At 40.1% G+C, this 13,678-nt stretch carries 12 protein-coding genes; 8 read left to right on the top strand and 4 right to left on the bottom strand.

What is annotated here, in order from left to right; all coding sequences use genetic code 11:
* Window positions 1-370: 370 nt before the first annotated feature.
* Window positions 371-1,174 (bottom strand): class I SAM-dependent methyltransferase, encoded by an 804-nt coding sequence (locus tag J2T13_RS11095; RefSeq protein ID WP_429371189.1) that lies wholly within the window; start codon window positions 1,172-1,174, stop codon window positions 371-373.
* Window positions 1,175-1,719: 545 nt separating this feature from the next.
* Here J2T13_RS11095 and J2T13_RS11090 point away from each other — a divergent pair.
* The 3 genes from J2T13_RS11090 (at window position 1,720) to J2T13_RS11080 (ending at window position 3,870) form a co-directional block, all read left to right on the top strand.
* Window positions 1,720-2,319: a TetR/AcrR family transcriptional regulator gene (locus tag J2T13_RS11090; RefSeq protein WP_429371187.1), complete on the top strand. Its 600-nt coding sequence runs from the start codon at window positions 1,720-1,722 to the stop codon at window positions 2,317-2,319.
* Window positions 2,320-2,380: 61 nt separating this feature from the next.
* Complete coding sequence (locus tag J2T13_RS11085) at window positions 2,381-3,574, top strand: MFS transporter (RefSeq protein ID WP_429371186.1); 1,194 nt, start codon at window positions 2,381-2,383, stop codon at window positions 3,572-3,574.
* Between the two features lie 143 nt (window positions 3,575-3,717).
* The gene (locus J2T13_RS11080) at window positions 3,718-3,870 is read left to right on the top strand and encodes a hypothetical protein (RefSeq protein ID WP_429371184.1); all 153 of its coding nucleotides are present in this window, start codon (window positions 3,718-3,720) and stop codon (window positions 3,868-3,870) included.
* Window positions 3,871-4,373: 503 nt separating this feature from the next.
* On the opposite strand, the gene J2T13_RS11075 is transcribed toward J2T13_RS11080, so the two are convergent.
* Window positions 4,374-5,237 carry an AraC family transcriptional regulator gene (locus J2T13_RS11075; protein ID WP_429371182.1) on the bottom strand — a complete coding sequence of 288 codons (864 nt, stop codon included), beginning with the start codon at window positions 5,235-5,237 and terminating at the stop codon, window positions 4,374-4,376.
* Between the two features lie 372 nt (window positions 5,238-5,609).
* On the opposite strand from J2T13_RS11075, the gene J2T13_RS11070 reads away from it, so the two are divergent.
* Window positions 5,610-6,416, top strand: coding sequence for an alpha/beta fold hydrolase (locus J2T13_RS11070; protein ID WP_429371180.1), 807 nt, complete (start codon window positions 5,610-5,612; stop codon window positions 6,414-6,416).
* A 24-nt stretch (window positions 6,417-6,440) separates the two neighbouring features.
* Entirely contained in the window at window positions 6,441-7,424 is a 984-nt protein-coding gene (locus J2T13_RS11065; RefSeq protein WP_429371178.1) for a sensor domain-containing diguanylate cyclase, read from the top strand.
* A 63-nt stretch (window positions 7,425-7,487) separates the two neighbouring features.
* On the opposite strand, the gene J2T13_RS11060 is transcribed toward J2T13_RS11065, so the two are convergent.
* Window positions 7,488-8,153 carry an ABC transporter substrate-binding protein gene (locus J2T13_RS11060; RefSeq protein WP_429371176.1) on the bottom strand — a complete coding sequence of 222 codons (666 nt, stop codon included), beginning with the start codon at window positions 8,151-8,153 and terminating at the stop codon, window positions 7,488-7,490.
* A gap of 88 nt (window positions 8,154-8,241) precedes the next feature.
* Window positions 8,242-8,667, bottom strand: coding sequence for a helix-turn-helix domain-containing protein (locus J2T13_RS11055; protein WP_429371174.1), 426 nt, complete (start codon window positions 8,665-8,667; stop codon window positions 8,242-8,244).
* A gap of 647 nt (window positions 8,668-9,314) precedes the next feature.
* Between J2T13_RS11055 and J2T13_RS11050 the strand changes: the two genes are divergently transcribed.
* From J2T13_RS11050 to J2T13_RS11040, 3 genes are all read left to right on the top strand, one after another.
* The gene (locus J2T13_RS11050) at window positions 9,315-10,952 is read left to right on the top strand and encodes a Kelch repeat-containing protein (protein ID WP_429371172.1); all 1,638 of its coding nucleotides are present in this window, start codon (window positions 9,315-9,317) and stop codon (window positions 10,950-10,952) included.
* A gap of 811 nt (window positions 10,953-11,763) precedes the next feature.
* Window positions 11,764-12,531, top strand: coding sequence for a hypothetical protein (locus tag J2T13_RS11045; RefSeq protein ID WP_429371170.1), 768 nt, complete (start codon window positions 11,764-11,766; stop codon window positions 12,529-12,531).
* Window positions 12,532-13,147: 616 nt separating this feature from the next.
* A complete protein-coding gene (locus J2T13_RS11040) occupies window positions 13,148-13,624 on the top strand; it encodes a MarR family winged helix-turn-helix transcriptional regulator (RefSeq protein ID WP_429371168.1) in 477 nt (158 codons plus the stop codon).
* The last annotated feature ends 54 nt before the right edge of the window (window positions 13,625-13,678 follow it).

Raw genomic sequence — 13,678 nt, 5'->3', positions numbered from 1 at the left:
AATAAGCCTATGCCATGCATCTACTAAAACACACTACGAACTAATCCTCCATCAATTCGTAATGCAGAACCATTAATGGATATTATTTATCCTCATGAGAATTTGACAGTCGAAGAAGCGGGAACGTGATTTATGATTGAGAATCGTCCTACTTCCATTATTCAACTCTTTCCTCAGTATCCTAACGTATATGTTACCGTAGGATATTTTAGAGCCATGCTGCTTTATACGGCATGCTATAGAATAATTTTATAGTGAACTATTGTTTTACCACCAAACAATAGTTCACATTATCGAATGCCGTTATTTTGTGTGTAGGCTGGCTGTTATTGTAGGCTTGAAACAGCTGTCCGGTGATTTCCTTTGGAGTCTAATGCTGATAGATAAGCAGGTTGAGCTCTTCCAACATCTGTTCCAGCTCCGAATAGGAGTAGCTTGCCTGCATGGGCTCGCCCGCACCCACGGCCATCATCACCTGCTTCTGCGCCCGATCACCTGCCTGCGTGGTGAACGTTCGCTCATCGGGATAATCAAAGACGATGCTGCTGCCGCATGGGAGAAGTGAAGCAATGGCAGACAAGAAATGTTTAAACACATCCTTGGGCAAATAATAACTGATTCCCAGCAAGCTGCTAAAACTGATTAGACTCGGATCAAAATCAGGGCAGGCCAGCACACGGCTCTGCCAATCTGGTTCGCGGAAGTCGGCTGAAATGCAGTGCAGATTTGACGGAGCGTCCCAATGTAGGGCCGTTACCCGTCTGCGTTTTTCGGCTGCAGTATCGGGATGATCGATTTCAAAGATTTGCAAATTCTTAGCCCAGTTCGGTTGGCGGTAAGCGAAGGTGTCATAACCTGCGGCAAAAATAAGATATTGTCTGGCACCCAGTGTGGTGGAAAGCTCAAGTGCATGTTCGGCAAATGCAGCCCTGCCAAGTGGAGATGGAGACAGTTGATGATCAACGAGTTTACGCAACGCTTGCACCTGTGAACCAACAAATTCCGGTAGGAAGAAAGCAATTCCCTGTGACATATTACTGGAAATATGCTCATATTCCTCATCGGTTAATAGCTGTCTGGCAAGTTGATCATCAAAAATTTTGATCTGATTATGTTCGGCGTGATACGCTCTTGAGAACGCACTGACCAGCGCAGTTAAACTTCTATTATCCATTATCTAATCACCTCATATCTGTTGTAACATTGAGAGTATGAATGAAACAAGACTTGATTGTTTTGTTAATTTATGGTATGATATAGGTTGTTTTTTTTATAATATTCACATTATTACCATATTTAAAGGCAGTTTTTCGTTAAACACTGGGAAGAGTGTGAGACATTATCCGATATGGGTATGGTATAAGGCGTAAGGGGCAGTTAAGACAAACCAATTGAGAATCTTACGTGATCCGAGTCGTTACTCATGATCGAAGAATTACACTGAGTTACAAGTTATGCATAGGGTTGGTTTGTATATTCCGATCTATAGAATCTAGTTGGACATGGTGGAAATGTACCTGGATATAACACAATGATTCTTATAAAACCATAAACAATGAATGTAATTATGGAAAGAGCAATTTTGATTCATCTTTTAAAATTGAAGCGTCGTATTAAATTTATTTTGAAAGAATTTGTTGTTCATGTTATTATACTGAATGAACGTTCAGTATAAGTGGGTGACAGCGGTAGATCACCAATGAATCGGAGTGAACGAGTGTGAACAAAAAACAGTTGCAAAGCGAGGATACCAAAAAGAGAATTGCTGATGCTGCCAGAAGTTTATTTGTTCAAAAAGGCTATAAGGCAACTTCAATAGAAGATATCGTAGGTGCAACAGGGAGTAGTAAGGGAAACATCTATTATCATTTCAAGAGCAAGGAAGGGCTATTTCTCTATTTGATTGAGGAATGGGACCAAGAATGGGAGAAACAATGGAAAGAAAAAGAATCGCTTTACACAACTTCGATAGATAAGATGTACGGGATCGCAGAGCAAATGGTTCTTGAAGATTTAAACCATCCTCTGACCAAAGCAGCAGATGAGTTTTTCAATAATGAGGAGAAGGCTAACGATGTCGAAGAACGGATAACCGAGATGGTGACTGGACATCTTAAATTCTATCAAAAAATATTACAACAAGGGGTCGATAACGGGGAATTTAAGCCAAATAATGTAGAGGGTCTTTCAGTTATTTTTGAAAGTTTAACGATGGGACTCAGTCAGATGTCTCGAAAATCGAACCAGAAGGATGCACTTGCATTATATCATTTAGCAATTAAAGTGTTCCTGTATGGCATCGCCAAAGACCCTATCTGATTCCAAATAAATGATTCACAAAATTACATCAAAGAGAATGAGAAACTCGGGGGATTTTTTTATGACATTACTTTTAAGAAATAGGGGCGCACTATTGCTCCTTATGTTCAACATATTTCTAGTCTTTACAGGAATAGGACTCGTAGTTCCTATCATGCCTACCTATATGAGAGAACTTCATATAAGTGGAAGTATGGTTGGGATGCTTGTTGCAGCCTTTTCGTTAACGCAACTCTTGTTTTCCCCTGTAGCCGGAAGGTTGTCGGATTCTTGGGGACGCAAGAAGATGATTGTCTCAGGAATGATCGTGTTCGCCCTCTCAGAGGTGCTCTTTGGAGCCGTTAGTTCGACTTATCTGTTGTTTATCGCAAGATTTCTAGGGGGAATCGGTGCTGCTCTCATCTTTCCTTCAGTTATGGCTTATACCGCAGATGTTACCTCCAACGAAGAGAGAGCCAAAGGTATGGGGTACATTACTGCAGCGATAACAACGGGATTCATTATTGGTCCTGGGATTGGAGGGATCCTTGCTGAATATGGTATTCGTGTTCCTTTCTTCGCGGCGGGAATAGCCGGCGGGATAGCAGCCATAATCACCGCATTGATTCTACCTGAATCTTTATCCGCGGACAAGCGTAAAGTCTCTAAGACTGTTGCGAGAGAGAGCCTTACTACACAGCTTCTGCGTTCATATAAAGAACCGTTTTTTTTAAGTTTAGTTATTGTGTTTGTCGCCTCTTTTGGTTTGGCAAACTATGAGACTGTATTTGGTCTGTTCGTCGATCAAAAATTCGGGTTCACACCGAAAGATATCGCTTATATTATTACGTTTGGATCTATATCTGGTGCTGTTGTACAAGCAACGATATTCGGATGGATATTGAACCGTTTTGGAGAGAAGAAGGTTATCTCGTCTAGTCTGGTCATATCAAGCGTGTTCATATTTTTAACTCTATTTGTTCACAAATACTGGTTGATTGTTGTGGTTACTTTCATTGTGTTCTTAGCGATGGACGTATTAAGGCCAGCCATTAGTACTCAAATGTCTAAAGTGGCTCCGGATCAGCAAGGGTACGTTGCCGGCTTGAACTCAGCTTTTACAAGTCTAGGAAATATTGCTGGGCCTATCGTTGCGGGTTTTCTATTTGATATCGATATTAACTATCCTTATGTATCAGCTGCCATCGTACTAATGCTATGTTACGGATTGTCTGTGATGGCAAGAAGAAGTCGGTTGTCTGAATCCGCTGGGTAAATGGTGAATAAATCGATTTAAGTTCAAGGAGGCGCTCGATTATGAGCGTCTTTTCTATTACATAATCAATGATAAGCTGTAATTGAGGGCTTTGGCAGGGCTCGTAAAGCAGGAGATTGACCGACTATCTAGCAATTAGTGAGATGAGACCCATTTTTACACAAATGATCAGTGAAGAAAAGGCTGCTGAGATTGTTGTTCAGTATGCTACAGAACAGTATAAGAGAATGTTACAGTGGATAGATTTTTTTGCATGGAGGTTTTCTAAGCTATTTGGTAGATGGTTACTTTCATGATTCGGATCAAACGGAGTTTGAGATTCTCGTAGACGATGATACGGGGCAAGTTAAGGACTTTAGGCTTTCATACTTGATCCTGTGAATATTTCGAATGAACCTGTCCGACCACCACTTTAATGTAAAAGCTTCTGTATCGCGTTCGACATATTTAATGTTCCTTTGAACACGAACGTACGATCTAGAAATGATATTGCAAAGAGCCTACATTCAACATGAATTGTAGGCTCTTGTGGCTTTCATTATATTCTTCAGCATGATAATAAGTTATTAGATGGCAACTGCATGGGGATTAGAAATAGATATCCCTAAATAGCAAATACACTTACTAGCCATGGGGATTAGATATTAAGCAAGGAGCAATTATTACAGTTGGCAGGGGAACTGTTGGAGTAGGATGGTTATACACAGGATTTGTTTACACGCCTTAATAGACATAAAATAGATGGATGGCAGAGCAAGGTTCTTGACCTTGATCTGCCACTATCTATAAAAATACGTATTTACTTTTTCTTGATTGGAACCCACACTTCGCAGCGATAATCCTCAGCACTCGGATTCCCCGGCGGATATAGCTCTAACTCTGGACCACCCGTATGCTCGTAACCTGTTCCAGGGAACCATTCTTGAAAGATCCGTTCCCACAACGTCTGAATGGCATGTGGCATGGGTCCTATGGAGGTAAATACTGCCCAATTCGCAGCAGGAATCACGGTGGATGCAAGACCTTGCAGATCGGCGCTTCCGGGCCGTCCTTCTACAGCGATCCAATAAGCAAATGTTTCATTGGTGTGATCCATCCCTGTACAGATACCTAGTAAATCCTTGTTCAAGCCAATTTCGGCAAGCCTATCTGAGGTTCCGTCTTTGTTGGCTTCCTGCCAGAGGAGGGGGATTTCCCGTAAATTCTCACCGTCTCTAGTCGTAACCTGAATGGATTTGCCGATAACGGTAAAGTCTTCTTTTTCCACGATTCTGTATTCCATTTCTTGATCTCCCTTCAATGTTAGATGGAAGGAGAGGCGGGGGAAAGCTTTGAGCTGTATCCCTGGTTCTCGCGCTGAAGAAGGGGCGATACCATGAGCCTTACGGAACGCCTTGGCGAAAGATTCAGGAGACTCATATCCGTATTTCAGAGCTACCTCCAGCACTTTAACTTTAGAGATCGCCAGTTCCTGTGCAGCCAGCGTTAATCTACGTCTGCGAATATAGTCTGCAACCGATACTCCGGTCAGCATGTAGAACATGCGCTGGAAGTGGAAAGGGGAGGAGTAAGCTACCTTGGCGATATCATCAATATTAATGTGTTCCTCCATCTTGCTCTCCATATAATCCAAAGCTTCCTTCATTCGGATAAGCCATTCCATGTTTGCCATCTCCTCTTGATTTCATACTATCATGCTGACGTTCGCTGTTCCTGTTATTCCGTGCTCTCTAAAGACAGGGTGCTCAGAATATTATAGTAAATGCTAGATTAAATAAATAGGCAGGTAGCTGGGTACATGCAGAATCATTGACGATTACGCAACTCATGATTTAATTGAATGAGAGATACAGTCCATTAAGGGAGAGTCATTACTTATAGCAAGTTTATCATCAAGGTAGTATTTATTGAAGAGACTGGAATCATCACCTAATCTATGATATCTATGGTATTATAGACTTTAATCTTATGTAGGCATCGATACAGAATTCAGAATAATTTATTACCTAGTGACACCTTAGAGAGGGGATCTACAATGACTATTGATGTCTTAGTACGCAATAACGTAAAAGTGTTGGGTAAAGGAGAACAACCGATTGTATTCGCTCATGGATTCGGCTGTGATCAAGATATGTGGCGTTACATCGTGCCTTATTTTGAGGAAAACTATCGAATTATTTTGTTTGATTATGTAGGTTCCGGAGAATCGCAAGTCGAGTACTATAATTCAGATAAATATAGTGACTTACAAGGGTACGCACAAGATGTGTTGGAGATCATGGATACTTTGAATTTAAGAAATGCGATATTTGTAGGACACTCCGTTAGCAGTATGATTGGGATGCTTGCTTCAATCCGTGATTCGAAGTATTTTGAGCGTATTATAATGATTGGACCTTCTCCACGCTATGTTAATGATCTCCCTGATTATTATGGCGGTTTCGATAAGCGTGATATAGATGAACTACTCCACATGATGGAAATGAATTTTATTGGTTGGGCAAGTTATCTTGCGCCCATTGTCATGAAGAATCCCGAACGACAGGAATTAGCCGAAGAGTTAGAAAAAACCTTTTGCTCTAGAATTCCTTCGATTGCACGTCAATTTGCAGAAGTTACCTTTTTATCTGATTGTCGTGAGGATCTATTACTTGCATCCGTTCCAACCCTAATTCTACAGTGTTCAGACGATAGTATTGCTCCGATTGAGGTAGGGGATTATTTACATGCTCATCTTAAGAATAGTACACTTCAACATATGTCTGCAAAAGGTCATTACCCTCATTTGAGTCATCCAGAAGAAACAACACAATGGATTAAAGAATATTTAGCCACCAAGTAGAACCTGGAGAGAGGCAGCCGTTAAATGGATACGCAATTAGATTACGCCCCCTGTGGATATTTCTCTATCTCAAGCACAGGGGTAATTCAATCGGTCAATCAAACATTGTTGAACATTCTTATTTATGAACGACATGAAATGCAAGATCGACATATTGAATCTTTCATGTCTGTGACGAACAAATTGTTCTTTCATACGTATTTTTATCCGTTTATTCAATTATATGGACATGTGAATGAGATGTACTTCTCGTTCAGAACGAGTGATCATCAGGATGTGCCAGTGCTTCTTAATGGAATTCGACAAGAGCGTGACGGAGAAGTTTGTATCGATTGTGTAGTTGTTGAGATGCGCAAGCGAATAGAATATGAGAAAGATATTCTCCAAACCAAAACAAGACTAGAGGAATTGTATCAGGCGACGAATGAAGCGAACAATAAGCTTGAACTCTTGCATGCAGAATATGAAATCAAACAACAGGAATTAATTAATGTAAACCATCAACTAGAAACGTTGGCAACAACAGATCCTTTAACGGGTCTCAAAAATAGAAGGTTTCTCCAAGATAGCTTACTTACGAACATGGCATTATTTCAACGAACAAAGCTACCTTTTTCACTCTTAATGATTGATATTGATCATTTCAAATGTATAAATGATACATATGGGCATCCAGTGGGGGACTTAGTCCTTACTAATCTAAGCAAATTACTAAAAGCCATGTCACGAGAAATCGACATTGTAGCTCGATATGGGGGAGAGGAATTCATTATTATTCTTCCGAATACGAATCAAGATAAGGCTATATTAGTAGCAGAAAGATACTGTTCCCAGACGGAGAATGCTCCTTGGGGAGATTACAAAGTAACGGTTAGTATCGGTGTAACGACTATTTCGCAGGAGGATACAGATCAAAGCTTACTTAATAAGGCAGACCAGGCTCTCTATAACTCTAAGCACAGAGGGAGAAATCGGGTTACTCATTCCGCTACGTTGGGGGAGAGCTAATCTATGGCTTGATTATGCTCATTATTTCATCCCTTGAAATACAGAGTGAGGCCGGATCATCTCCTAAGAGGAGAGTATCGGCATATAAATAGAAAACAATAACCTGCCAGGGGCCCTGGCGGGTTCTGAAGGCATGGAAACGATAAAAATGTGATCGGCAGAATAAGCAGTCATCGTTTCAATTGGAGTCTCAATATACCCCAAGTGCAGAATGCCTTCTTCAAGTAGGACTGCAGGGATCTGAAAACCAAGGTCGTCGTATAAAATGTGGCAACCTCTTCCATAGCTGCTACTGAAACAGTAAGCGCCATTTGTTCCGATTTCCCAGACAATAGCGGTTCCCCGCGATCCGATATGATGATCAAGTTTTGTATTGACAGCATCAACCTTTTCCGCATAGTGTTCTAGCCATTCCTCTGCCTGCCCTCGTTTGTCTACCACATCCGCAATGCTTCGGAACTGTTCGCGCCAATCCATCGTCATGAAAGGTAGCTCAATAATTGGTGCTAGGGGAATGAGAGTTCTATTCTGCTCTAGCGAATTGTAGTTGATAATAACATCTGGTTCAGCATCGGCGATCTCATCATAGATCAAAGCGGGGTTTGACGGGTAGGGATCCAGCTTTTGTCCAGAAGTGACATTTGTAACACTTAGTAGCCACGAAGAATACACGCCGAGTTCAGGAATGACGCCAAGAGCCCATAGGATAGCGGTGTGGTTAAACGTCATGGAAACTACCCTCTTAGTCTTGCGGTGATAATGGGTAGGAGACAAGCCTACCCATTGTTTGATTTTTCGGCTTAAATAGGTGCCTTCTTTATAAGCCTACATTCAACGCCAGCGTGTTTAAGTTCGTTGAATGAGTCAACAGCTGCAGTTGTGCGCTTCGGATTCGCAGTAGGGTGATATATTCATTGAAGGTTGGGCCGGTTGTCTTGCGAAAGAAGCGGGAAAAATGTTCTGAGCTGACACCAGCAAGCTTAGCAAGTTGCTCTCTCGTGAGCTCATCTCGGTAATATGTATTAATATAGGCGAGCGTACGCTCTAGCCAACGGGTTTCAGGATTCCGTCTTGCCTTCATTTCGCTATGCATTTCCGCCATCAATGCGGAGAATAGGTGTTGTATCTGGAATGGATTATCAATTAGGTTGTCTGCCCAAGCGATTTGAAGCTGAATAGCCAGTATCAGAATTTTGTCAGGACAGTGCTCTAGCATACTGACTGGAAGAAATGGTCCTGACAAGGAGAATCAGCTGTGTTCAGACCTTGATATTGCAGTATCAAGCCCTCCAGTCTGGATGTGGAAGAGATACTAATCCTGGAAGTGCTATTAAGAAAGAAGACGATTCCGCGTGTTAACTTATATTCCGTATAGTTGACCTTGAGAAGCCCACTTCCGCCCCAAATTGCAACAACAGCAGGGTGAGATCGTTCTACCTCTTTTGGTGATGATAGATAATTTTCGGACAAACATACGGCCTGTATAGGAATATAAAAGGGGTGCATTGTTGCAGCAAAGTTGTTAAATTCAGTGTTGTTCATGCAGGAACACTTCAATCCTATATGTGATAATCATTCTCAATGATAACGAATCTAAGCAAATGTGACAACTAATATTTAACAAATCGTTTCTCATGTATAAAGTTGTGGAACGTGTGTTTGTGCGCGAAAGTACAAAAAACATGTCTACTAGGATACAGATATATTTATATAAAGCGAGTATCATACTTATTTAGGAGTACCATATTCATCCTTTACCTAGTAATTCCTTAAGTATCCTTGCTAATGTATGAATCTAACTTTCTATTTTTCAGAAATTATTTTTGCTCAACTCTAAGTAATCGTAGTGTCAGGGTGTTAGTTATCAAATATACATAGGGTGGTTAAAACATGAGAAAAATAATAACAGTTGTATGGGTATGTTTGCTATTGTTGAGTTTCAATAACAACCAAAGTTTTGCGGATACAAATGTCGAGGAAGGAACTGCTGGTGTCAATTTCAATTATACCAAGGGTACCTGGAAGAATGGATCAACATTGCATATTCCGCTTGATTATACAAAATTAATTAAATTAAAAGATGGTAAGTTGATTGCCTATAGTCCTAGGGAGCTATCACCAACAACTCCACAAGTATATGATCCTGTTAGCGATAAATGGGTGATGCTGAAACAAAGTGTGAATGTTGAAACAGCTTTACCGCTATCAGACGGCCAGGCCCTTATTGTGGATAAAGTTAAATCTGGATATATTCTCTATATATATTCTCCAAACGATAACAGTCTAAAGGAGTTCACTCGTGTATCCAACAATTGGGAAGTGGTTGATGCTGTAGCTGAACAATCAGGGCAAATCGTTTTTTTTGTAAGAGGTGTTAGACTTGGGAAATTCAATGAAGGTAAACAGGTTTACAATATTTCTGATTTAAATATTAATAGTGTAATACAACCCGTTCGATTAGATTTGGAAACTGGAAAATGGGATGACAGTGGAGAGCCCATAAATATAGACCTAGGCCTATCTGGTGTGCTAGTTCAATATAATCCTCTTACAAATAATGAGATTCTGCTGACAATAGGAGAAGAGGGTACAATCTATAACATGGATAATAAGAAACAAAGAACTGTGGCTCCAAACCCCTTCAATGTTCGCGCTCTCAATTTTGCAGGAGTACTGCCGGACGGTAATATATTGTTCGCAGGTGGTTGGAAAGATGCTACAACCCAAACATCAGATAGTTTTATTTATAATCTCAAGAGCGATAAATGGAGCAGGGCCGCGAGTCTGCCGGGACCCCAAACGAGTCATGCCAATCTTTCTTTACCTAATGGAGATATCATGTTAATTGGAGGAATGAACAACGAGGCAGAGAATCATTACCTTAACACAACTGTAATCTATAGAGCTCAAGAAAAAGACTGGGTTAAGGGGCCGAAACTCGTAAACAGTAGAGACGGTGGGGATGCAGCATTATTACCTAATGGACAAATCATGGCCGTTGGAGGTATAACAAGCTTCAAAGAAACTTCGCTTGCGACAGAGATATTGATTCCTTTAGGTTTACAATATTCTAGGAGTGCTGAACAGCAAAGGGTAGCTGCATGGCGTGCGAAAGACCGTCCTATATTGGAACAGATTATTAAAAAAAATAAGGCTGAATTTCTTAAAGAAGGAAATTGGAGTAAGAGCACAAATATAGCTGTAGGTTATGACGGTGGCGGAGTTATGTTTGTTACAATCAACAAATATTCGCAAGGCTTTTTCCTGAAGTACACAGATGCCAATACCACTGAAATCTATCTTTCGGTATACAATGGGGCGGTAAGCAACACATCAAAAGTAATGCTGAATGATTATTTGAAAGCAAAGGGAATCACAACGAACAGCAAAATTAACAATATTATTAATTCAGTCGGAAAGATTCAGAATACAGTTGTGAAAGTAGGAAATGTTTCTTTTAGTTTTAGTAGAGTGGATATATTTAGTGTTAACGATGACTCACTGAAAATTGTGATGAGCAAAAACTAAAACGATCAGATTATTATTGATGTTTGTACCCTGAAAACAGACTTTTTTAAGAGTCTATTTTTAGGGTACAGTTTAGCTAAATGAATCTAAGAGTTGAGAGTAGTGTGCTAGTCAGCCAAATTAGTTCATAACCATAAATGTTCCAGATAGATCTGTCGATCGATTTTAGATTATTTTAGATAGAATATGTGAAATTATGGATGGGACGTATACGAGTAGCCCCATGAATAAATTCATGGGGCTACTCGATTATTCATAGCACGAAGGAGCCAAGCTGTTCGGAGCGATCAACTACGAAACCGGACAGGTTCATCACCGAGAAGAGGAAAAGGCCGATGTGGACGCCTTTATTGTATAGTCCCAACCTGAATCCGGTCGAAGGACTATGGCTGTGGCTTTAAGCCGTATGGACCAATTTATGAAGCGAATCAATGATCATCCGATGGAAACGATTGATCGCCTCCTGGTTAGGTTATGATCTTAAATGCGGTATATATAGCTTTTTAATAAAATCCCTTGAGGAGAATGTCGATTGTCTTCAAGGGATTTTTTTTGCTGCATTCCTGTTGTTTAGACTTTTTATGACAAAATACAACATTACTTAATATATAAAATATGTTACTTATTAACTATTTACATAAAGTTTAGTTAAAGTTAATATAATAATAGGAAATGATTGTCTTTCTGAAAATTACAAATTGTTTTCGAAGTGTTAAAGGAGGGATGAAAGAACAATAAAACGTACAAGCATATGTCTTCCTTGTCGACTCAGACTCAGGTGTAAAAAATTAAAATTAGAGGAGCGAGAACTATGAAAGCAATGAAAAAACTTTTTGTTGGATTGATGATGTTTACTCTGATTTTTGGTGTATCCTTTGTGGGATCGGCATTTGCCAGCGGTAATGAGGTCAAGCTTATTGACTCGGATGTCAGCGTTATTTATAAACCGGGCTATGTCGGATTCAGCGGTAATATTGAAGTTGCTAATCTGGGACCCGCGAAGAATGTGACTGTCCATTACACGACAGATAACACAAATTGGTATGATACGAGTGCGTATTATGTAGGGAAGACGGATGATCACCATGAGAAATGGCGTTTTAGCATTTCCACAAATGGCTCTACAACAGATCATTCCGAGTTGAAGAATCTCAACTTCGTAAAGTTCGCAATCAAATACGAAGTGAATGGCCAGACTTATTGGGATAACAACGGGACTGCGGATTATTACAATGAAGTGAATAGTACATATCCTATAACATCCGTGATTTTGGGACCACCAAATGTGCTTAACGCAAATAGTACGTTGAACAATGGTACATTTAGCGGCAATATCTATGTGAAAAACCTGAATCCGACGAAAACAATTGAAATACTGTACACAACGAATGACTGGGCAACGACTCACCATGGCTTCGCCACCTATTCTCACCCCTTGAATAATTTCAATAGTGTTGAAAACTGGAACTACAGTTTCAATGTTCCGGGTGCTACAAATGTTAAATATTCGATTTTGTATACAACGAACGGGCAAACGTATTTGGATAATAACTATGGCTATAATTACGAGGTATACTAATTCATTTTAATATTCATTCAATAGCAGGATCACAGGCGGCTGATTATACCGCTCTGAGGTCCTTTTCTCTGTGAAGGCCGTTTTTTAATTCCGGTTGAAATTGTCAGAGGGGGAAATCGGATTACTCATTTCGCTACTTTGGGGGAGAGGTAATCTATTGCTCGGCGATGCTCATTGTTGTATTCCAGGAAAGAGAGAGTGAGGTCGGGTTATCTCCATAAAGGAGAGACCCAACCTCTTATTTATACTGATAGGCATATTCAAATAAAATTAGATACAGAAAAATATTCGCTGAATCGAGGACGGAGTAAACGTTGGTGGTATTCCGAGCTCCAAGGAAACTTCGCTTGTGAGAGTGATATTGATTCCTTTAGGGGTACAATATTCTAGGAGTGCTGAATCGCCACTGGGGAAGCGATTTTTTTGGTTTTAGCATCAAAATATCTTTCGACAAGTAACAGATACCGTATATTTGGTGAAAAATAGTCCTCAGATGAAGTGTAGTCATCATTTGATCGATTTCTGAACTGCAAAAGGAATATATTGACATTACTACGATATCGTAATAATATAAGGTTACACATACTTCACTTTCGTACTAAAAGGAGATTTTTTTATGCAACAACTTTATGACATCCTTCTCAAAACAGGACTTCGCCCATTTTCTCTCTTATCCGAAACCGCTAAGCTGGAACGAAACTTGAATCACTCCGAACTAACAACATTGCTTGTATTGTCCTTTCGCGGTGAATTGGGCATGTCAGAATTGGCTTCTGAAATGGGTGCACCGCTTAGTTCGATGACGAGTATAGCCAAGCGTTTAGAAACCAAAGGATATATCGAGCGATTTAGTTCCATGAAGGATCAACGCATCACATTAGTTCGTATGACAACAGAAGGAATAAGTATAGCTACGGAAGCGCGTAAGATCATGGATGTTAATGTACGTCGGGTTGAACAGGCGTTAACACCTGAAGAAATGGAGCAATTCTTATCGCTAGTATTGAAGGTTGCGAAGATATTTAAGGATGGTGTAGTACAGGAAAAAGACATAAAAGAAGGCGGCGTCAAACGTATACGTATTGATGATTAAGCTTTTTTTTTGCTACATTAATACGAAATCGTACTAATAGAAAGGGTGATTAAA

The sequence above is a fragment of the Paenibacillus sp. DS2015 genome (genome assembly GCF_050433705.1).
GTDB lineage: Bacteria > Bacillota > Bacilli > Paenibacillales > Paenibacillaceae > Paenibacillus_AQ.
The sequence above is the reverse complement of the archived record's forward strand: the minus strand, read 5'-3'. Positions and strand labels throughout refer to the sequence as shown.

What these genes read in the sequence shown, in the direction of transcription:
- J2T13_RS11095 (WP_429371189.1), bottom strand. Translation starts at nt 1,174, where the DNA reads ATGGATAATAGAAGTTTAACTGCGCTGGTCAGTGCGTTCTCAAGAGCG.
- J2T13_RS11085 (WP_429371186.1), top strand. Translation starts at nt 2,381, where the DNA reads ATGACATTACTTTTAAGAAATAGGGGCGCACTATTGCTCCTTATGTTC.
- J2T13_RS11080 (WP_429371184.1), top strand. Translation starts at nt 3,718, where the DNA reads ATGAGACCCATTTTTACACAAATGATCAGTGAAGAAAAGGCTGCTGAG.
- J2T13_RS11075 (WP_429371182.1), bottom strand. Translation starts at nt 5,237, where the DNA reads ATGGAATGGCTTATCCGAATGAAGGAAGCTTTGGATTATATGGAGAGC.
- J2T13_RS11070 (WP_429371180.1), top strand. Translation starts at nt 5,610, where the DNA reads ATGACTATTGATGTCTTAGTACGCAATAACGTAAAAGTGTTGGGTAAA.
- J2T13_RS11065 (WP_429371178.1), top strand. Translation starts at nt 6,441, where the DNA reads ATGGATACGCAATTAGATTACGCCCCCTGTGGATATTTCTCTATCTCA.
- J2T13_RS11060 (WP_429371176.1), bottom strand. Translation starts at nt 8,153, where the DNA reads ATGACGTTTAACCACACCGCTATCCTATGGGCTCTTGGCGTCATTCCT.
- J2T13_RS11050 (WP_429371172.1), top strand. Translation starts at nt 9,315, where the DNA reads ATGAGAAAAATAATAACAGTTGTATGGGTATGTTTGCTATTGTTGAGT.
- J2T13_RS11045 (WP_429371170.1), top strand. Translation starts at nt 11,764, where the DNA reads ATGAAAGCAATGAAAAAACTTTTTGTTGGATTGATGATGTTTACTCTG.
- J2T13_RS11040 (WP_429371168.1), top strand. Translation starts at nt 13,148, where the DNA reads ATGCAACAACTTTATGACATCCTTCTCAAAACAGGACTTCGCCCATTT.